The organism is Amycolatopsis silviterrae, from assembly GCF_042684085.1.
Taxonomy (GTDB): domain Bacteria; phylum Actinomycetota; class Actinomycetes; order Mycobacteriales; family Pseudonocardiaceae; genus Amycolatopsis; species Amycolatopsis silviterrae.
The window spans coordinates 41,260-59,200 of sequence record NZ_JBHUKS010000038.1 but is presented as its reverse complement, the minus strand read 5'-3'; the positions used below and the strand labels follow the sequence as shown (position 1 = coordinate 59,200).

General features: G+C 68.2%; 15 protein-coding genes. 6 read left to right on the top strand and 9 right to left on the bottom strand.

What is annotated here, in order from left to right:
* Nucleotides 1-11: 11 nt before the first annotated feature.
* The 5 genes from ACFSVL_RS43920 to ACFSVL_RS43900 form a co-directional block, all read right to left on the bottom strand.
* Nucleotides 12-503, bottom strand: coding sequence for a GNAT family N-acetyltransferase (locus ACFSVL_RS43920; protein ID WP_378313683.1), 492 nt, complete (start codon nucleotides 501-503; stop codon nucleotides 12-14).
* Nucleotides 504-1,571, bottom strand: coding sequence for a transcription termination factor Rho (gene rho, locus ACFSVL_RS43915; protein WP_378313682.1), 1,068 nt, complete (start codon nucleotides 1,569-1,571; stop codon nucleotides 504-506).
* A 306-nt stretch (nucleotides 1,572-1,877) separates the two neighbouring features.
* Complete coding sequence (locus ACFSVL_RS43910; RefSeq protein ID WP_378313680.1) at nucleotides 1,878-2,642, bottom strand: ArsR/SmtB family transcription factor; 765 nt, start codon at nucleotides 2,640-2,642, stop codon at nucleotides 1,878-1,880.
* Between the two features lie 108 nt (nucleotides 2,643-2,750).
* A complete protein-coding gene (locus tag ACFSVL_RS43905; RefSeq protein WP_378313678.1) occupies nucleotides 2,751-4,205 on the bottom strand; it encodes a M81 family metallopeptidase in 1,455 nt (484 codons plus the stop codon).
* Nucleotides 4,202-5,347 (bottom strand): ROK family transcriptional regulator, encoded by a 1,146-nt coding sequence (locus tag ACFSVL_RS43900; RefSeq protein ID WP_378313676.1) that lies wholly within the window; start codon nucleotides 5,345-5,347, stop codon nucleotides 4,202-4,204. The genes ACFSVL_RS43905 and ACFSVL_RS43900 overlap by 4 nt, the downstream gene beginning before the upstream one ends.
* A 150-nt stretch (nucleotides 5,348-5,497) precedes the next feature.
* Between ACFSVL_RS43900 and ACFSVL_RS43895 the strand changes: the two genes are divergently transcribed.
* From ACFSVL_RS43895 to ACFSVL_RS43870, 6 genes are all read left to right on the top strand, one after another.
* Entirely contained in the window at nucleotides 5,498-7,294 is a 1,797-nt protein-coding gene (locus tag ACFSVL_RS43895; RefSeq protein WP_378313675.1) for a peptide ABC transporter substrate-binding protein, read from the top strand.
* 4 nt (nucleotides 7,295-7,298) lie between these two features.
* Entirely contained in the window at nucleotides 7,299-8,258 is a 960-nt protein-coding gene (locus ACFSVL_RS43890) for an ABC transporter permease (protein WP_378313673.1), read from the top strand.
* Nucleotides 8,255-9,085, top strand: coding sequence for an ABC transporter permease (locus ACFSVL_RS43885; RefSeq protein WP_378313671.1), 831 nt, complete (start codon nucleotides 8,255-8,257; stop codon nucleotides 9,083-9,085). The genes ACFSVL_RS43890 and ACFSVL_RS43885 overlap by 4 nt, the downstream gene beginning before the upstream one ends.
* A complete protein-coding gene (locus tag ACFSVL_RS43880) occupies nucleotides 9,082-10,707 on the top strand; it encodes a dipeptide ABC transporter ATP-binding protein (protein ID WP_378313669.1) in 1,626 nt (541 codons plus the stop codon). The genes ACFSVL_RS43885 and ACFSVL_RS43880 overlap by 4 nt, the downstream gene beginning before the upstream one ends.
* Nucleotides 10,704-11,621 carry an ROK family protein gene (locus tag ACFSVL_RS43875; RefSeq protein ID WP_378313668.1) on the top strand — a complete coding sequence of 306 codons (918 nt, stop codon included), beginning with the start codon at nucleotides 10,704-10,706 and terminating at the stop codon, nucleotides 11,619-11,621. The genes ACFSVL_RS43880 and ACFSVL_RS43875 overlap by 4 nt, the downstream gene beginning before the upstream one ends.
* Nucleotides 11,622-11,847: 226 nt before the next feature.
* Nucleotides 11,848-12,792, top strand: coding sequence for an MBL fold metallo-hydrolase (locus tag ACFSVL_RS43870; RefSeq protein WP_378313666.1), 945 nt, complete (start codon nucleotides 11,848-11,850; stop codon nucleotides 12,790-12,792).
* A gap of 169 nt (nucleotides 12,793-12,961) precedes the next feature.
* Here the strand turns inward: ACFSVL_RS43870 and ACFSVL_RS43865 are convergent, their stop codons facing one another.
* The 4 genes from ACFSVL_RS43865 to ACFSVL_RS43850 form a co-directional block, all read right to left on the bottom strand.
* Nucleotides 12,962-13,363, bottom strand: a complete 402-nt coding sequence (locus tag ACFSVL_RS43865; RefSeq protein WP_378313664.1) for a histone-like nucleoid-structuring protein Lsr2 — start codon at nucleotides 13,361-13,363, stop codon at nucleotides 12,962-12,964.
* 358 nt (nucleotides 13,364-13,721) lie between these two features.
* Nucleotides 13,722-15,347 carry a phospholipase C gene (locus tag ACFSVL_RS43860; RefSeq protein ID WP_378313662.1) on the bottom strand — a complete coding sequence of 542 codons (1,626 nt, stop codon included), beginning with the start codon at nucleotides 15,345-15,347 and terminating at the stop codon, nucleotides 13,722-13,724.
* 43 nt (nucleotides 15,348-15,390) lie between these two features.
* A complete protein-coding gene (locus ACFSVL_RS43855) occupies nucleotides 15,391-16,587 on the bottom strand; it encodes a Dyp-type peroxidase (protein ID WP_378313660.1) in 1,197 nt (398 codons plus the stop codon).
* A complete protein-coding gene (locus ACFSVL_RS43850) occupies nucleotides 16,584-17,552 on the bottom strand; it encodes an EfeM/EfeO family lipoprotein (protein WP_449224406.1) in 969 nt (322 codons plus the stop codon). Before ACFSVL_RS43850 ends, ACFSVL_RS43855 begins: the two co-directional genes overlap by 4 nt.
* Between the last annotated feature and the right edge of the window lie 389 nt (nucleotides 17,553-17,941).

Below are 17,941 nucleotides of genomic sequence, written 5' to 3'. Positions count from 1 at the left end.
GAAACGGAGGCTTAGTCGCCGAGGGAGATTGCGTAGAGGGCGAACGGTTCGCCGCGATGGAGGAAGTCGTGGCAGTACGTGAAATCGAGACGTTCCATCACCGCGCGGGAGCGCACGTTGTGCACCTCGGTGAAGGCTACGACTTCCTTCGCGCCTAGTTCTCGCGCGAGCGCCAGGCCAGCGAGGCCGATTTCGGTTGCGTAGCCGCTTCCCCAGTGTGCCTCGCGTACCGCCCAGCCGATCTCCAGCCGTCGTGCGCCATCGACGTCCTGATAGGACAATCCGCCACGGCCGAGGAGTTCTCCGGACTGCCGGTGGTGGGCCAGCCATTTGCCGACGCCGTCGCGTTGCCAGCTTCGGCCGATCTCCGCGGCGCGAGCCTCCGCTTCGGCGCGGGTCCATTCGCCGTACCAGCGGGCGATGCCGGGATCCAGATGCAGGCGATACAGCGCGTCGGTCAGATGTGGGCCGATCGGCGAAAGCCGGAGGCGTTCAGTCTCCACTCAAGCGGCCACAGTGGACGGCACCGCCAGCGAAGCGTTCACCCTGGCGACGAACTCCGCATTCGACCTAGTCGTGCGGACCTGTTCCAGGAACTGTTCCGCGGCCCGCTTCGGGTCCTGGGTGGCCAGTGCTCGGCGGACCTCGTTCATCACGGCCAGTTCCTGCGGCGGGACGATCAGTTCGTCGCGGCGGGTGCCGGAGCCGAAGAAGTCTACGGCGGGGAATACGCGGTGGTCGGCGAGAGTGCGGTCCAGGCGGAGTTCCGAGTTTCCGGTGCTTTTGAGTTCCTCGAAGAATACCGTGTCCGCCAGCGAACCCGTGCCTACCAGTGCGGTGGCGATGATCGTGAGCGAGCCGCCGTCTTCGATGTTCCTTGCTGCGCCTAGGATTTTCTTCATCGGGTGCAGCGCGCTGGCGTCGACGCCGCCGGACAGGATGCGGCCGGACGTGCGGGCTGCCAGGTTGTACGCGCGACCCAGGCGGGTCAGGGAATCCAGTAGCAGCACGACATCGCGGCCGGTTTCGACCAGGCGTTTCGCGCGTTCCAAGGCCAGTTCGGCGACAGCGGTGTGTTCGGCGGGCTTGCGGTCGAAAGTGGACGCGACGACCTCGCCGTGCACCGAGCGGGTCATGTCGGTGACCTCTTCGGGGCGCTCGTCGGCGAGCAGCACCATCAGGTGCGCCTCCGGGTGGTTGACCGCCACCGCTTGCGCGATCGCTTGCAGCACAGTGGTTTTACCGGTGCGCGGCGGGGCGACGATGAGGGCGCGCTGACCTTTTCCCAGCGGTGCGACCAGGTCCAGGACACGCGTGGTGAGCTGGTGCCTGCTGGTTTCCAGGGTTAGTCGCTGGTTCGGGTGAATGGGGGTGAGTTTGTCGAAATCGGGGCGCTTTTCTCCGGGCGGTCGGCCGTTGACGGAGACTAGTTCGCCCTCGGAGAGGACGAGTTCGTCGCCGCGGCGCAGGCTGTGCGTGCGGATCAGCGAGAGCGGGACAGTGGGACCGCCGGGGGTGTAGCCCAGTGTGGCGGTCTTGCCGTGGATGTCGAGAATTCCTTGCTGTGTCATGGTTTGTGGCTCCTTGAGCGGCCGTGGCGGTCGACGCGGGAACGCGGACCGCCGGATGCGGCGAAGCGGGTCAGGCGACGGGCTTCGGGAGAGACGCCCGATCCTCGTCGCGTGAACTCACGCTGGCGGAGGGGGCGGAACCCCGGGGCGGCGGGGCCGACTTCCTGGGGTATGCGGTGAGAGTAGCGCATCCGATCCGGCCGCACAACTGAAAGGGGCCTCGCGAGTGGTCACCCGGTGGAAAACCGGCACTCACAAGGCCCCAACGAACCCGGCCGCGGATCTATTCCCGGCGGCCCGCGGCGGTCACGGCATCTCCCACGGCGCCTGCGGCAGCACGTGCCCGGTCTCCAGCAGCGACTTCAGGTTCGACAGCACCGCCGACCAGCCGCCGGACACGTCCTGGTGCGCCTTCTCGTCGGGCAGGTCCTCGTGCGTCACCGTCAGCCGGACGATGCCCTCGTGCTGTTCGATCTCGAACGTCGCGCGCGAGGGCTCCTGGTCCTTCGGGCCGTTCGGGTCGAACCAGGTGGTGACCAGGCGCTTCGGCGGGACCGCCTCGATCACCTCGCCTTCGACATCGGCCACTCCGGACCCGTCGGTCCGCACGTGCGCCCACCGCGAACCCACCTTCCAGTCGGATTCGTTGTAGTGGCCCCAATACTGCCCGGTCAGCTCGCGGTCGGTGAGCGCGTGCCACACCTTTTCCGGCGTGCTTTCGATGTAAGTCACGTACACAAAGCTCGGTTTCATGGCTTCCTCTGCTCGACGTTTGACGGCGCTGAGCACCCGCAGCCGCGGCTGCTCGAACCGGTCCACCCACCGCTCCTGCATCTCGTGCAGCGGCACCGGATTCAGGTAGTGCAGCTTTTCCCGGCCCCGGCGCACGCTGCTCACCAGATTCGCCGCCTCCAGCACGGACAGGTGCTGGGTCGCGGACTGCCGCGTCATCTCCAGCCGGCGGCACAGCTCGCCCAGCGTCTGCCCGTTGTCCTCGCGCAGCTGGTCGAGCAGGTACCGGCGGGTCGGATCGGCCAGCGCCTTGAACACTTTGTCCAGGTCGGGTTGCACACTTACAGTAAGGCAGGCAAATGCCTGCCTGTCAAGCCGAGCGGAACCTAAGCAGGTCAGCGCCGAGGCAAGTCACAGACTGCCTCGGCGCTGATTACGCAAGGTGAGTTAGAAGACCTCGGGCTCGAGGGAGGGGGCCGCCATGCCGGGGTCGAACGGGAACATCGGCCGGACGATGCCGGAGTGGCCGAGCCGGAGCAGGTCCTGGTCGACGCCGCCGGGGGTGAGGGCCAGCAGCCAGTCCGCGGCCATGTCGTACAGCTCCGGTTCGAGGTAGCCGATCTTCACGATCACGACGTCCGCCTCACGCGGGTGCAGGCCGAGCGCGTGGAAGTCGGATTCGAGGTGGTACGGCTTGCGGCGCGCGGTCACGATCACCCGAAGGCCGCCGATAGCCAGCGCCACCGCGGTTCCGGCGACCGGGTCGTCGGCGTCGATCGCGGCTACCTGCGCGGTGAGTGCGACCGGGCCGTGTGGGCCGGAGTCGACTTTTCCGCCCAGTTCCACCGAAATCGTCGATCCGACACCAGCCGCCACTGCGGAAGCGACGGCTTCGGGGTCCACAATGGCCGCGTACAAAGTGGTCAGCGAAGAGTCCACAATGGCCGGTGTGCGTAGCAGGACGTCCAGGCTCCAGGAAGTGTCCCCGGCACCGCCGGCGGTCGGGTTGTCGCCGGAGTCGCTGATGAAGAACGGACGCGAGGTAGAAGCGACCGCTTGCGTGAGGCATTCCGGCAAGGTGCCGGTCGGGGCGACGAAAGCGAAGTCGTGCCGAGAGTCCCAATAGGACTGGGCGAGGCGTTGAGCTTCCTTGGTAATCACCGAAACGTCGTCGCCCATCACCACGACCGCGGCCTGGCAGCGTGGTTCGTCGGCCCACGCGTAGCCGACCCAGATCGCCGCGTCCAGGACTCCGTCCAGTGCCTCGACGGAATCCACTGCGGCGTAGATGCTTTTCGCCGGTTCGAGCCGGGTACTGGTCTTCTCCCCTGGCAACAGCACCGGGACCTGCACCCAGGCCTTCTTCGGCCGGCCGCCGGAACGCAGCCGTGCAATGAGGTTCCGCGCGGCCCGAGAGCGGGTCTCCCACGCGTCCTCGTGCGGTGCCATCCGGTAGCAGGTGATCAGGTCCAACGCGGTGACCAGTTCCCGCGAAACGTTGCCGTGCAAGTCCATCGACGCCGACACCAGGACGTCCGGGCCCACAATAGAACGGATCTCCTGCGCGAGCGAAGCCTCCACATCGGACCGTCCGGCCACGCTCATCGCGCCGTGGATGTCGAAGAACAGCCCGTCCAGTTCGCCCGCCGAACGCAGCCGGTCCAGGATTTCCCCGGACAGCTCGGCGTAAGCCTCCTCGGTGACCGCACCACCGGGAAGCGACCGGGCGTCGACCAGCGGCACCCATTCCACGTCAGCGGCCCAGTCCGCGTCGAGGAAGTCATAGCGGGCAAGCAAATCGTCGCCGCGCAGCACCCGGAAGTCGTCCACAGTGGACCGATGCGGCGAGAAGGTACTCGATTCGATGGCGATTCCGGTGATCCCGACCCGCAGCTTCTTCATCGTCCACTCCGTTTGATCGCTTGCTCGAACACCGCGTCCAGCGCGAGCGCACCCGCGCCGCAAAGTCCCGCGTCCGCACCGAACCGCACCCGGTCGATCCGCAGTTCCCTGGTAGCCAACGGAAGACACCGTTCGTACAGCGCACCGCGCACCGCCGCGACGAACGCTTCCGAACCGGACAGCGCGCCGCCGAGCAGCACCTCGTCCGGGTTGCTGAAGTTCACCACCGTGGCAAGCACCTCGCCGAGCCGCAGCCCGGCCCGCCGGACGGCCGTGGTCACCTCGGGATGCCCGTCCTCGGCGGTGGCCGCCACCTGCGCGGTGGTCTCCAGCTTCATCCCCCTCGCCCGCAGCTGCCCGACGAGCGCGGCGCCGCTGGCCACCACCTCCAGGCAGCCGCGGTTCCCGCAGGCGCACGGCCGGTCCTCGGCGGCGGGCACGCGGACGTGGCTGATGTCGCCCGCGACCCCGGCCCGGCCGCGGTAAAGCTCGCCGTTCAGCACGATTCCCGACCCGATCCCGGTGCCCGCCTTCACCACGAGCAAGGTCCGGTCGGGCGGACCGGACACGGATTCGCCCAGTGCCAGCATGTTCGCGTCGTTGTCCACGGCCACCGGCAGGTCGAAGTGCTCCGCGAGCGCTTCCCGCACCGCGAACCCGCGCCAGCCCGGCATCCGCGACGCGAGCGTGATCCGGCCCGCGACGACGTCGACCGGGCCGGGGAACGCGACGCCGATACCAAGGGCGCGGCCAGGGCAATCCGCTTCCGCCATGACCTCCCGGACCACGGACGCGAATCCGGCGACCAGCTCGCGCGGCTCCTGACTGATGTCCAGCGGCCGCTCGTGCACCTGCAGCAGGTTGCCGGCGATGTCGAGCGCGCCGATCCGCACGTGCCGGGAGCCGACGTCGACCGCCCACACGTGGCCGAACTCCGCGTTGACCGACAGCAGCTTCGGCCGCCGTCCTCCCGCGGACCGGCCCTCGCCGGACTCGCTCAGCACCCCGGCGGAGATCAGCGCCTGCGTCCGCACCGACACCGTCGATTGCGGGAGCCCGAGCGCGCGTGCCAGGTCCATGCGCGACGTCGCGTGGCCGTGCGCGACCAGCCACAACAGCCGCAGCGGTCCGGCCGGGTCCACCGCGTCACCTCTTTCATCAAGTCTGATGTAACTAAACTGTTCGACAGGACTCTTGGCAATTCCCGTCTCGCATGCGAGATTACCCGACAGCCAGGACGCGCCAGACTACCTGGCAACGGTCTTTCATCAGAGTTGTTGGAAGTGATGCGAATGGCTCGACGCCCGTGGCGCACCGCGCTCGGGGTCACGCTCGCCGCCGCGCTGGCGCTGTCCGGCTGCGCGGCGAGCCGGGAACCGCACGGCGGCGGTTCCGGCACCCCGAAAACCGGGGGCACCGTGCGGTTCGCGATGCCCCCGTCGGCGACGCCGAACTGGATCATGCCGTTCTCGATCCCCGGCTACGGCGGGTCGTACAACGGCATGATCCGGTCGACCATGTACGTGCCGCTCTACAGCTACGACGGCAGTTCCGGCTCGGTCACGCTCGACGACGCGGCCAGCGCCGCCAACCCGCCGCGCTACTCCCCCGACGGCAAGACCGTGACCATCACGCTCAAACCGCTGACCTGGTCCACCGGCGAGCCGGTGACCAGCAGGGACGTCGAGTTCTGGCTCAACCTCGCCCGCGCGGGCAAGGACAACTGGGGCAAGTATTCGAAAGGCCTGATCCCGGACAGCATCACCGGGTTCCACGCCGTGGACGACCGCACGTTCACCTTCACTCTCGACAAGCCGTACAACCCGGACTGGTTCACCGCCAACCAGCTCAGCCTGATCATCCCGATGCCGCACGCATGGGACCGCACCAGCGCGACCGGGGAACCAGGCGACCACGACCGCACCCCGGACGGCGCGAAGCAGGTCTTCGACTTCCTGGTCAGCCAGGCGAAACAGCTCGGCACCTACGGAACCAATCCACTGTGGAAAGTCGTGAATGGACCGTTCACCTTGGCCGGTTTCACCACGTCCGGCGAGGTGACGCTGCGGAAGAACCCGAAGTACACCGGGCCGGACCCGGCGAAGCTCGACACCGTCCGGTTCCTGACCTTCACCAGCTCGTCCGCGGAGTACAACGTGCTGCGCGCCGGTGGCGTCGACTACGGCTACCTGCCGACGTCGAACCTCGGCCAGCGCCCGAAGCTGGAGGCGCAGGGCTACCGGGTCGAACCGTGGAACGGCTGGGCCATCACGTACTCGCCGTACAACTTCAACAATCCGAAGCTGGGCAAAGTGTTCTCCCAGCTGTACGTGCGGCAGGCGATCCAGCACGCGGTCGACCAGGACGCCATCACCTCCGTCATCTGGCGTGGTGCCGCGCGCGTCGGCTACGGCCCGGTCCCACAGGACAACGACACGAAGTACCTGTCGCCCAAGCAAAAGACCAACCCGTACCCGTTCGACCTGGACAAGTCGAAGCAGCTGCTCGCCGACCACGGCTGGAAACCCGGCTCCGACGGCGTGCTCTTCTGCGCGGACGCCAAGCAGTGCGGCGAGGGCATCGCCGAGGGCACCCGGCTGTCGATGACCATGCTGGCCGAATCCGGTTCCGACGAAACCGACGGCACCATGCAGGAGCTGCGCTCGGAGCTGTCGAGGGTCGGCATCGAGCTGAAGATCAACGCGCAGCCGCTGAACACGGTGCTGGCCAACGGAACCACGTGCAAGCCGACGGACCCTTCGTGCAGCTGGCAGCTTTCCTACTTCGGCACACAGGGCAGCTGGTACTTCTCCGCGAACCCGAGCGGCGAGGAGCTGTTCGCGACCGGGGCGGGCACGAACTTCGGCGGCTACACCGATCCGAAGGCGGACAAGCTGATCGCCGCCACCAACCTGTCGCTGGACGGACAGGCGATGCTCGACTACAGCGCCTATCTCGCCGAGCAGCTTCCGGTGCTGTGGCTGCCGAATCCGCCGTATCAGGTGTCGGCGATCGACACCGCGCTGCACGGCGTGACCCAGGATCCGATGGCCGGGCTGCTGCCGCAACGCTGGTTCTGGACGAGGTGAGGACATGACGCGCTACATCCTCCGCCGGCTCGTGCTGGCCGTGGTGGTCGTGCTGCTGGTCACCGTGGTGACGTTCGTGCTGCTGCATTTGCTGCCCGGCGGCCCGGCCCGCGGCGTCCTCGGCGTGAAGGCCACCGAGGCGCAGATCGCCGCGTTCAACCACGCGCAGGGCTTCGACCAGCCGCTTCCGGTGCAGTACTGGGATTACCTGCTGCGGCTGCTGCAGGGCGACCTCGGCGAGTCGTACACGCAGAACTCGCCGGTGAGCACCCTGCTGGCCGAACGCATGCCGAAAACCTTGCTGCTCACCGTGTTGTCGACCGCGCTCGCGATCCTGGTCGCGTTGCCGCTCGGTGTGTGGCAGGCGGTCCGGCGCGGCCGTACCGCGGATCTGCTCACCACGGCCATCACGTTCGTCCTCTACGCGACGCCGGTGTTCTTCCTGTCGCTGGTGCTGATCATCCTGTTCGCGCAGGTACTGCCGTGGTTCCCGGCGCAGGCCGCGCAGGGTGAGACGATCGGCGAACTGCTGTCCCAGCCGGGTGCGCTGGTCCTGCCGGTGCTCGCCGGGACCGGGGCCGCGCTCGCCGCGTTCAGCCGATACATGCGGGCGTCCACTCTGGACAGCCTGTCCGAGGACTTCGTGCGCACCGCGCGGGCCAAGGGAACACCGGAGCGCACGATCATCTGGCGGCACGTCTGGCCGAACTCGCTGACCTCGGTGGTCTCCATGCTCGGCTACTACGTGCCGGTGGTGTTCGGCGGTTCGCTGGTCGTCGAATCGATGTTCAACTACCCCGGCATCGGCCTGCTGTTCTGGACCGCGACCCGCACCGCCGATTTCCCGGTGCTGCTGGGCGTCGTGCTCGTGATCGCCGTGGCGACCGTGCTCGGCTCCCTGCTCGCGGACCTGGTCCAGCTGGCGATCGACCCGCGGGTGCGGGTGAAGGGAGCGCGGTCGTGACTGTCCTTTCCCGCCTGCTGCGCCGCAAGACCGCCGTCGCGGGCGCGATCCTGCTGCTGCTCGTAGTGGCGTTCTGTTTCCTCGGGCCGCTGGTCTACGGCACCGACCAATCCCACACCGACCTCGCCTCGGCCCGGCTCGGCCCTGGATCCGGGCATCCGCTCGGCACCGACGACCTCGGCTACGACGTGCTCGGCAGGCTCATGGTCGCCGGCCGGACGTCGCTGGTCATCGGCGTGCTCGCCGGGCTGATCGCGACCGCGGTCGGCGCGGTGTGGGGCGCGGTCGCCGGCTACACCGGCGGCTGGCTGGACACCGTGCTGATGCGGATCGTCGACACCGGCGTCGCGATCCCGGCGCTGTTCCTGCTGCTGGTGGCCGCGACGCTGGTGACGCCGAGCGTCGGCGTGCTGGCGCTGCTGATCGGCGCGGTGTCGTGGCTGGTCCCCGCGCGGCTGATGCGCGCGGAAACGGTGAGCCTGCGCGAACGCGACTACATCCGCGCGATCACCGTGCTCGGCGCGAGCCGCACGCGCGTGGTGTTCCGGCACATCATCCCGAACGCGATCGGCACCGTGGTGGTCAACGCGACGTTCCAGATCGCCGACGCGATCCTGCTCGTGGCGTACGTCAGCTTCCTCGGCCTCGGCGTGCCCGCCCCCGATACCGACTGGGGAGCCATGCTGTCTAAAGGAATTACCTACACCTTCGACGGCGCGTGGTGGCTGATCCTGCCGCCGGGCATCGCGATCGTGCTGGTGGTGTGCGCGATCAACTTCCTCGGCGACGGGCTGCGCGACGCGTTCGCGGTGAAGGGGCGACGATGAGCGAAGCGGTGCTGGACATCCGTGACCTGCGGGTGTCCTATGCGGACGGTGCGGCGGCGGTCGACGGGCTGAGCCTGTCGGTCGCTCCCGGCGAGATCGTGGCGGTCGTCGGCGAGTCCGGCTCCGGCAAGAGCACGGCCGCGCTCGCGGTCCTCGGGCTGCTGCCGGATTCCGCACGGGTCACCGGGTCGATCGAACTGGCCGGGCAGAACGTGCTCGACCTGCGCGGCGAAGACCTGCGGAAACTGCGCGGGCCGGCGGCCGGGATGGTGTTCCAGGAACCGATGACCGCGCTGAACCCGTTGCGGACCATCGGTTTCCAGCTGGCCGAGGCGATCCGCAACCACGACCAGGAGAAACTGCGGCACCGCCGCTACTACGACCGGTGCGCCGAACTGCTCGACCGGGTCGGCGTCCCGGAACCGGCGGCGCGGCTGAAGCAATACCCGCACGAGCTGTCCGGCGGTCTGCGGCAGCGCGTGATGATCGCGATTGCGCTGGCGGCCAGCCCGAAGCTGATCATCGCGGACGAACCGACCACCGCCCTCGACGTCACGGTGCAGCAGCAGATTCTCGACCTGCTGCGCGATATCCGAGAACACGAAGGCACCGCGACGCTGTTGATCACGCACAACATGGGCGTGGTCGCCGATGTCGCCGATCGCGTCGCGGTGCTGCGGAACGGCAAGCTGGTCGAGGAAGCGCCAGCCGCGGAACTGTTCGCGACGCCGAAGGCGGATTACACCCGGGAACTGCTGGCCGCGGTTCCGCAGCTGGGTTCCTTCTCGCACGAAGCGGCGGCCGAAGCAGCCACTAAACCAGTGCTCGCGCTGTCGAATGTGGTGGTCGAGTACAGCGGGCGGCGGGTGGTAAACGACGTTTCCCTCGCCGTCTCGCCTGGCGAGATTGTCGGGCTGGTCGGCGAATCCGGTTCGGGGAAAACCACGCTCGGCAACTGCGCGCTCGGCCTGGTCACGCCGAAATCCGGCACCGTCGAAGTGCTCGGCGGGCCGCTGCCGAAGGGCACCGGCCGCTCGGCGCGGGCGGTGCGGCGGCAGATCGGCGCGGTGTTCCAGGACCCGGCGTCGTCGCTCGACCCGCGGATGACGGTCGCGCAGACCGTCGCCGAACCGCTGGTGGTCCACACCTCGACCGGCCGCGGCGAGCGCCGGCGGCGGGTGCGGGAACTCCTCGACGCGGTGGAGCTGCCGGAAAGCGTGCTGGACCGGTACGGCCACGAGCTGTCCGGTGGACAACGGCAGCGGGTGAGCCTCGCGCGGGCGCTGGTGCTGGGCCCGAAGCTGCTGATCGCGGACGAACCGACGAGCGCGCTGGACGTATCCGTGCAGGCAGCGGTGCTGGAGGTGTTCCGGCGGCTGCATCGCGAGTTCGGTTTCGGCTGCCTGTTCGTGAGCCACGACCTCGCGGTGGTCGACAGCCTGTGCGACCGGGTGGCCGTGCTGCGCGCGGGCGAGCTGGTGGAGGAAGGCCCGGCGGAAACGGTGTTGCGCACTCCGGAACACCCGTACACCCAAGCGTTGCTGCTGTCCTCGCCGGTGCCGGATCCGCAGTTGCAGCGGAGCCGGCGCGAGGCGCTGGCCGGCGCGGACCCCGCGGCGTGACCGGGGTGCGGGCCGGAGTCGACATCGGCGCGACGAAAACCCTGGTGGTGATGTGCGACGAGGACGGAAGGGAGCTGGACTCGACGTCCGCGCCGTCGCAGTCGCACCAGGGCGGCGCGGCGATCCTCGACCGCGTGGCGGAGCTGGTCAGCTCGCTGGTGCCGGACGACGCGGTGCTCGCCGGGGTCGGCGTCGGCGCGGCGGGCGTCGTTGATCCGGTGACCGGAACAGTGCTGGTCACCGGCGATTCGTTCACCGGATGGGCGGGTACCCCGGTCAACGCGGAGCTGTCCGCGCGGCTGCGCGGGGTGCCGGTGCGCACGGTCAACGACGTGGACGGCTTCCTGCTCGGAGAGTTGCTGCCGGAGGAACGGAACGTGCTCGGCGTCGCGGCCGGCACCGGGGTCGGCGGCGCGCTGTTCGTGGACGGGCGGCTGCTGTACGGCGGCGCGACCGGGGCCGGCGAGATCGGGCACGTCGGCCGCTACGGGGAGGAACGCTGCACTTGCGGGCAGATCGGGCACCTCGAGGCGTACGCGTCCGGCCGGGCGCTGGCCCGCCGCTACGCCGAGGCGACCGGCCGGACCCTCGCCGCGGAGGCCGTCGCCGCCGCCGCACTCGCCGGCGATCATGCTGCTCAGACGGTGTTCACCGACGCCGGCCGGTTCCTCGGCCAGGCGATCGCGCACGCGGCCGGGCTGCTCGGCGTCGCGACCTGCGTCCTCGGCGGATCGGTGGTCAAGTCCTGGGCGCTGCTGGAGAAACCGGTGCGCGAGGCGCTGGAGGAACGGCCGCTTTTGTCCGGGAAACCAGTGTCCGTCCGGCTCTCCCGGAACGGGGCCAAGTCGGTCGCCCTCGGCGCGGCCAGTCTCACTGCCGGTATTCACCGGCTACCGGAAGTGAACAACCCCTAAACCAGTCCTCTGTGGACCATCGGGAAAACCGTGGCCTCGGGGTATACGCTGGCGGGCACCGACGGAGCCGGGGGCAACGATGCGCGCGAAGCTGGGCGGAACGGGACAGGCGAGAATCGCGGCGGACCACGTGCGTGAGCGTGGTCTCCACCCCGCTGACAGCAGGTGACTTGGTCTATACCATTCCGGTGATCAATTCCCGTCCGGTGGCCAACGAGGGGATCCCATGCCCGTCATCAGGCGCAATATCGTCCCGCTCCGGTATTCCGACCCGAGCGTGGTCGCCTACGTGCGCAGCCCCAGCGACTGGATGGTGTCCAACTGCGGCTGGATCCGCGGCAGGGAAGGCGTGCTGCTCGTCGACACCTGCGGCACCGAACGCGACACGCTCGACCTGGTCAGCGACGTCCGCAAGTACTCGACCGTCGAAATGCCGCTCACGCTCGTGCTGACCCACGCGCACGGCACCCACCACAACGGGGCGGGCGTCGCGCTGCGCAACGGCGGCCGGATCCTGGCCGCGCCCTCGGCGGTGCCGATCATCCGGTCCGGGCCGCAGTGCAACGAGGAGATCTTCGCCTGCGCGAACTGGGGCAAGCTCGAAGCGCCGCGGCCCGAGGCGGTGCACGCGGTGATCGAACCGGTCGAGGTCGACCTCGGCGGCGTGGTCGTGGAGGTCGTCCCGTTTCCCGGGACCGCGCACACCGACGGCGACCTCGTGCTGTTCGAACCGCGCACCGGGACGCTCTTCACCGGCGACCTGCTGTCGGTCGGGTCGACGCCGTTCGCCGTGCACGGCTCGATCCCGGGCTGGCTGACCGCGCTGGACTGGCTCGACAAAATGTTCCCGGACGTCCGGACGTTTGTGCCCGGGCACGGCGGGCTCAGCCATCCGGGCAGCTTCCCGGTCGCGGTGCTGCGCACTTATCTGCACTGGCTGCTCGACGCGACCGCGGGCGCGGGCACGCCGGACTTCGCCGAACTCGCGACGATCGCCCGCCGCCGCTGGCCCACCTGGACGGTTCCGGAACGGCACATCGGGAACCTGCTGCGCGCGCACGCCGACCAGCACGGGGAACAGCTCGCGTCCGCCGAAGCGATGCGCGCCATCCGCGACGCCGCGGGCGGCAAGATCGACCTGGACGCACTGCTCGGCCTCGGCAAGCCTTAACCCGGGAAATCGATTCCCCGCCCGGGCGAACCGCGCGTATTCGCGGCGGCCGGGCGCGGAAATCGCTATTTCCCCGCGTCTGCCAGAAGGGCGCCGCCGGGAATCCCGGCGACGCCCTTACCGCTGATCAACTGCCGCGGCCCCCGCGGCACAGCTCCCGAAAAGAACGTCAGGCGCTGGCCTTCTTGCGCGTCGCGCGCTTGCGAGCCGGCTTGGCCGGAGCCTCGGTGTCGCGCTCTTCGTACGCCTTCACGATCTCCGCCGGGAGCCGGCCGCGGTCGGACACGGTGAAACCGTTGTTCTCGGCCCACTCGCGCATCGCCTTGTTGCGCTCGCGGTCCGCGGCGGTCGAAGCCGGCCGCGGGGTCTGCCCGGCGGCCATGCGGACCTTGCGGCCGCCGACCCGGCGCGAAGCGGCGACGTAACGGGCCAGCTCTTCCCGCAATGCGGCAGCGTTGTCTTCGGACAGATCGATCTCGTAGCTCACGCCGTCAAGACTGAACGGGACGGTCTGTTCGGCGATGCTGCCGTCGATGTCGTCCACCATCTCGACATGGACTTTTTGCGCCATGATTCGCGTTCCTTCACCTTCTACAGGATGTGCCTGCGATTACCCTATCGTGTCGAGTGACGGACCGCGCAGTGCGACTCCATTCTTGTCCGGGGGCCCGCGCTTTCCCCTCCGGTTCCCGAACACCTTCGGCGCCCAATCCGCGACTGCGCGCACAGTTCCTTCCGGCCGCGCGGGTCCAGCGGCGTCGTCGCCCGGCGAATGCGAGCGGCTTTCACCTGGACTGGAAATTTCCAGCCCGGCCTGCGGTATTCGCACGCGGTTTCCCGCTGAGCGGACCGAAGACAGTACCCGGAAACGGCCGAAGGCCACCGGGTCGAAACCCGATGGCCTTCGGTCTGGCGAGGGAAAACGCGAGCTAGTTCCGCCCGGGCGGCGCACCCGTCCCCGGGTCGAGCGGGAGCTTGCCCGCGCGCGGCCACCAGAAGTCGAACATGTTCCACAGGCCGCCCGCACGAGTGTCGAACGAGCCGTCGCCGACGCGGCCGGAGAACCAGTTGTCCTCGATGAATTTCAGCACCGAGGTCTGGTCGGTCCGGGTGTGGTCGACGTAGTTCACCTTGCTGTAGGGCGAGATGACCAGCAGCGGCAGCCGCGGGCCGTACCCGCACCGGTCCGCGTGCCCGCCGAGCCCGGCCGGCTTGCCGGTGCAGACGGCCTGGTCCTGCGCCGCGTCCTGGGAACCGTTGACGATCTTCGAGTTCTCGTGGTCGTACCAGCCGTCGGAGTCGTCATAGGCGAGCACGACCGCGGTCGAACGCCACTCCGGCGACTGCTGGATCTTGTTGATCTCGTCCACGACGAAATGCTGTTCGTCGAGCGGGTCGGAATAGCCGGCGTGGCCGTCCTGGTACTCCGGCGCCTTGAGGAAGCTCACCGCGGGCATCGAACCGGCCTTGAGCGAATCGTTGAAGTCGCTCACGTCGTACTGGTGGTTGGCCTGGTCGGTCTGCCCGATGGCCTGCACCGAGGACGGCGGCAGGTGGTGCGGGTTCGAAGTGGACTTGTAGTACTGGAACGGCTGGTGGTGCGGGCTGTAGTCCACGGAGGACTGATTGCCGACGTTCGCGTGCTTCTGGCCGCAGACCGCGTAACCGTTCTGGGTGCCGGTCGGCTTGAAGCCGCCCTGGAACCAGCCCCACGTGACGTGCCGGTCATTCAGCAGGTCGCCGACGTTGCGGCCCCGCATCGCGCCGAGGTTGTCCTTGGCGGTGTGGTTCTTGTCCGAACAGTCGTCCCACGCCGGGTCCGGGTCGTTGATGACGGTGCCGACGCCGTCCTCGTCCGGCGACGCGACGACGTAGGAATCGCTCTTCGGCTCGTGCGTGACCGGGTCGAGCGCCTGGATCCCGTGCGTCTGACCGGAGATCAGGTTGATCGCGCCCGGGGTGGACGGGCCGAACACGGTGTTGAAGGAGTTGTCGCTCAGCGAGTAGTGCTGCGCGTAATTCCACATGCCGGTCACGGTGTTGCCGTCGTAGTAGTCCATGACCAGACCCGGCTCGCCGAACAGGACCGGCTGGCCGGTGCACTTGTCGGTCTCGGTCTTCTCGACGAATTTGTCCATCTTGCCGCCGTTGAACGCGGCCTGCTCGGCGCCGTAGCTGTGGTTCTGGTCGCAGGTCAGCGCCTGGTCCGGCCCGAGCCGCTTCGGGTTGTACGCGTTCGGGTTGTCGGTGAGCAGCTTCTCGTCGAGGCCGTTGACCTTCGGCGTGTGCTTCGCCGCCTGGAACGGAGTCCCATTTTCGTTGGTGGCGTTCGGGTAGGTGCCGAAATAGTGGTCGAACGAGATATTCTCGCCGAAGATCACCACGACGTGCTTGATCGGGGTGAGCGTGGGCAGCCACGCCGCCGGCAACGGATGCAGCGGCTGGGCCTGCGCGGACGACGCCGCGGAGCCGGTGCCGATCGCGAGCACCGCCGCCGAGACGAGCGCGCCCGCACCGAGCAGGCGACGGCGCCGCCTGCCGAATGCTGTGTCCACTGAGGATTCCTCCTGGTTTCCGGGATGGGGATCGGGGCGCGCCTCAGGCGAGGAGCGCCCGGCCGAAGTGGTCGCTGGGACCGGTGACGCCAGGCAGCGCGAAGAAATAGCCGCCGCCGAACGGGGAGATGTAGTCGACGAGCGGCTCGTCGATCAGCCGCTTCTGCACGGCCTCGAACTGGCGCTCGAGATCCTGCTGGTAGCAGGTGAAGACGAGGCCCATGTCAAGGTTGCCGTTAGCGTCGATGCCGCGGTCGTAGTTGACCGCGCGACGCAGGATCCGGCTGTCGTCAGTCTGCGGGGTGCGCGGATTCGCCTTGCGGATGTGACTGGTGAGCGGGATGACGGTACCGATCGGATCGTCGGCGTAGCGCGGTTCGTCCTGTTCGGACGCCCCGTCCAGCGGCGCGCCGGTATCGCGGCGACGGCCGAACATGTTCTCCTGCTCGGTGAGCGAAACCCGGTCCCAGAACTCGACCAGCATCCGGATCAGCCGGATCACCTGATAGCTGCCACCGGCCGTCCACTCAGGCTCGCCCGTCCCCGACACCCACACCAGCCGGTCCATTTCGGACTCCGCCGGATTCGCGGTGCCGTCCTTGAACCCCATCAGATTGCGCGGCGTGCCGGACGGACGGGACGGCGAACTGAACCCGTTGATCTTCCACCGCAGCTGCATTCCGCCCCGGGTCGCCCGAGCCAGGTCACGCAACGCGTGCAGCACAGTGTCGGTGTCCCCAGCGGACAGAATGAGCGACAGGTCGCCGTGGCACTGCGGCGCGTCGAGCGCGTCGTTCGGGAACATGGTCATCGGCTTGAGCTTCTTGGGCTTGCGATCGGCCAGCCCGTACCGTCCGTCGAAAAGGGACGATCCCACGCCGACGATCACGCCGAGGTCGCTGTGCGGCACCACCGGCCCGAGCACCCCAGAGTCGGCAGGCGGAGCGGTAATACCGAGCGCAGCCGGTGCCCCGCCGTTCGTGAGAAACCGCGCACGGTCGGTAATTTCCTGGAACAACTGGGTCAACTCGGCCCGGTTCTCCGCAACGATGTCGAACGACGCGACCACGCTTTGCGCCGGAGGCTGACGGAGAATCGCGGCCTGCCGAGGACCGTGGAACGGCACCGACGCCGGGCTTTCGCTCGCGCTGGCGCTTACGCCGATTCCGGCAGCCGCAGTGATCCCCGCGCCCACGACCGTACGACGCAGGAAGGACCGCCGAGAGGATTCTGCCGTCACGAGATCCTCCGAGGCTCCGCGATGGCGGCGATCGGCGCGAGCAGCTCGGTCAGTTCACTGACGTCCGCGTTGAGCTTCTGCCGCTGCGGCGCAGACAGCTGGCTCACCGGCGTCCATGAGTTATCCGACTTCTTGGCACTGTCGAGCGTGGCTTTGGTCCGCTTCATCCAGCTGTCCACCCTGGACAGTGCTGGATAACGTGGAGCGAGCACCGGACGCAGAACGTCAAGAACCGCCTGCGTCCCATCCAGATTCGCCCGAGCGGTGGCGAGGTTAGTGCCGCTGCCGTAATCGGTGCGGGCAGTCAGTTCGAATTGCAGGGCGTTCTCCACGATCTCGTGCGCGCGCAAGCCAAGGTCGTTCGGGTCGACCTGACTGTCCGCAAAGGACTTGCGGAGCTTCTGCACGTCGCTGTCCAACTGATCAGCCACCGGGACAAGGGCGGCAAGGTCCTCGTTGTGCCACAAGCCGGATTCGATCCGGTGGAATCCAGTGAAGTCGGGGCTTTCGACCCCGTCCGGCAGGCCGGCAGCGGTGCCGTTGATGGCCTTGTCGGAGTCCCCGAAGGCGTTGTAGGCCGCACCAAGGCGCTCGTAGTCGAGATGCGCGACAAGCCACGCAGCCTGACTAGCACCGCGATCACCGCCACGGATAGCGTTTTTCAAGGTACCGACGTCGGAAGCCAACTGCCCAAGCCCTTGCGTCACATGCGCTTGATAGGACTTCAACGGCCCAAGCAGATCATTCTGCGTAACCGGCGCAACCCCCGGACCACGCTCCGCACCGCCGCTCACCGTGACAGTCGGCCCGACAATCGCGGACGCATCCTCAGGGAGACAACGGAATGCGTAAGCCCCATTCCCAAGCGTCACCTGCAACGGCCGGCTAGTCCCGCTACCAAGCCCCTCGACCTCGCCGTACACGACCCCGGTAGCCGGATCGATCAAATCGACCTCGGCAGTCACGGATCCCGTGTTACGCAGGTGAAAAGTCTGCACCCCCGGCCGCGGATCGACCCAGCCCTGCCCGCAAGCCGACCGCGAGATCTGAATCTCCGGATCCTGCGCCGAAGCCCCGTCCGGCCACACCGCGAACGCAATACCCGCCACCACAACGACCGCGACCCCACCCCCAATCCAGCGGCCGCGCACAGACCCCAGCACACTTCCCTCCCACCACTCGTTCGGACTACCGGGTGGGAATTATGCGTGCGGAAAGTAAAGAAACCCTGGTCGAGACCGCCACCGCCCCGGGAATTCACCAGGACTTCAACCAAAGAACGGAAGAAACCGGATATAGCAACCAACCCGCGTGGTAACGGACTGTCCGGTTCGCCACCTATGCCACATTCCGC

Excerpts from the sequence above, each read along its gene's own strand:
- rho (WP_378313682.1), bottom strand. The coding sequence starts at position 1,571 with ATGACACAGCAAGGAATTCTCGACATCCACGGCAAGACCGCCACACTG.
- ACFSVL_RS43905 (WP_378313678.1), bottom strand. The coding sequence starts at position 4,205 with ATGAAGAAGCTGCGGGTCGGGATCACCGGAATCGCCATCGAATCGAGT.
- ACFSVL_RS43895 (WP_378313675.1), top strand. The coding sequence starts at position 5,498 with ATGGCTCGACGCCCGTGGCGCACCGCGCTCGGGGTCACGCTCGCCGCC.
- ACFSVL_RS43890 (WP_378313673.1), top strand. The coding sequence starts at position 7,299 with ATGACGCGCTACATCCTCCGCCGGCTCGTGCTGGCCGTGGTGGTCGTG.
- ACFSVL_RS43880 (WP_378313669.1), top strand. The coding sequence starts at position 9,082 with ATGAGCGAAGCGGTGCTGGACATCCGTGACCTGCGGGTGTCCTATGCG.
- ACFSVL_RS43870 (WP_378313666.1), top strand. The coding sequence starts at position 11,848 with ATGCCCGTCATCAGGCGCAATATCGTCCCGCTCCGGTATTCCGACCCG.
- ACFSVL_RS43865 (WP_378313664.1), bottom strand. The coding sequence starts at position 13,363 with ATGGCGCAAAAAGTCCATGTCGAGATGGTGGACGACATCGACGGCAGC.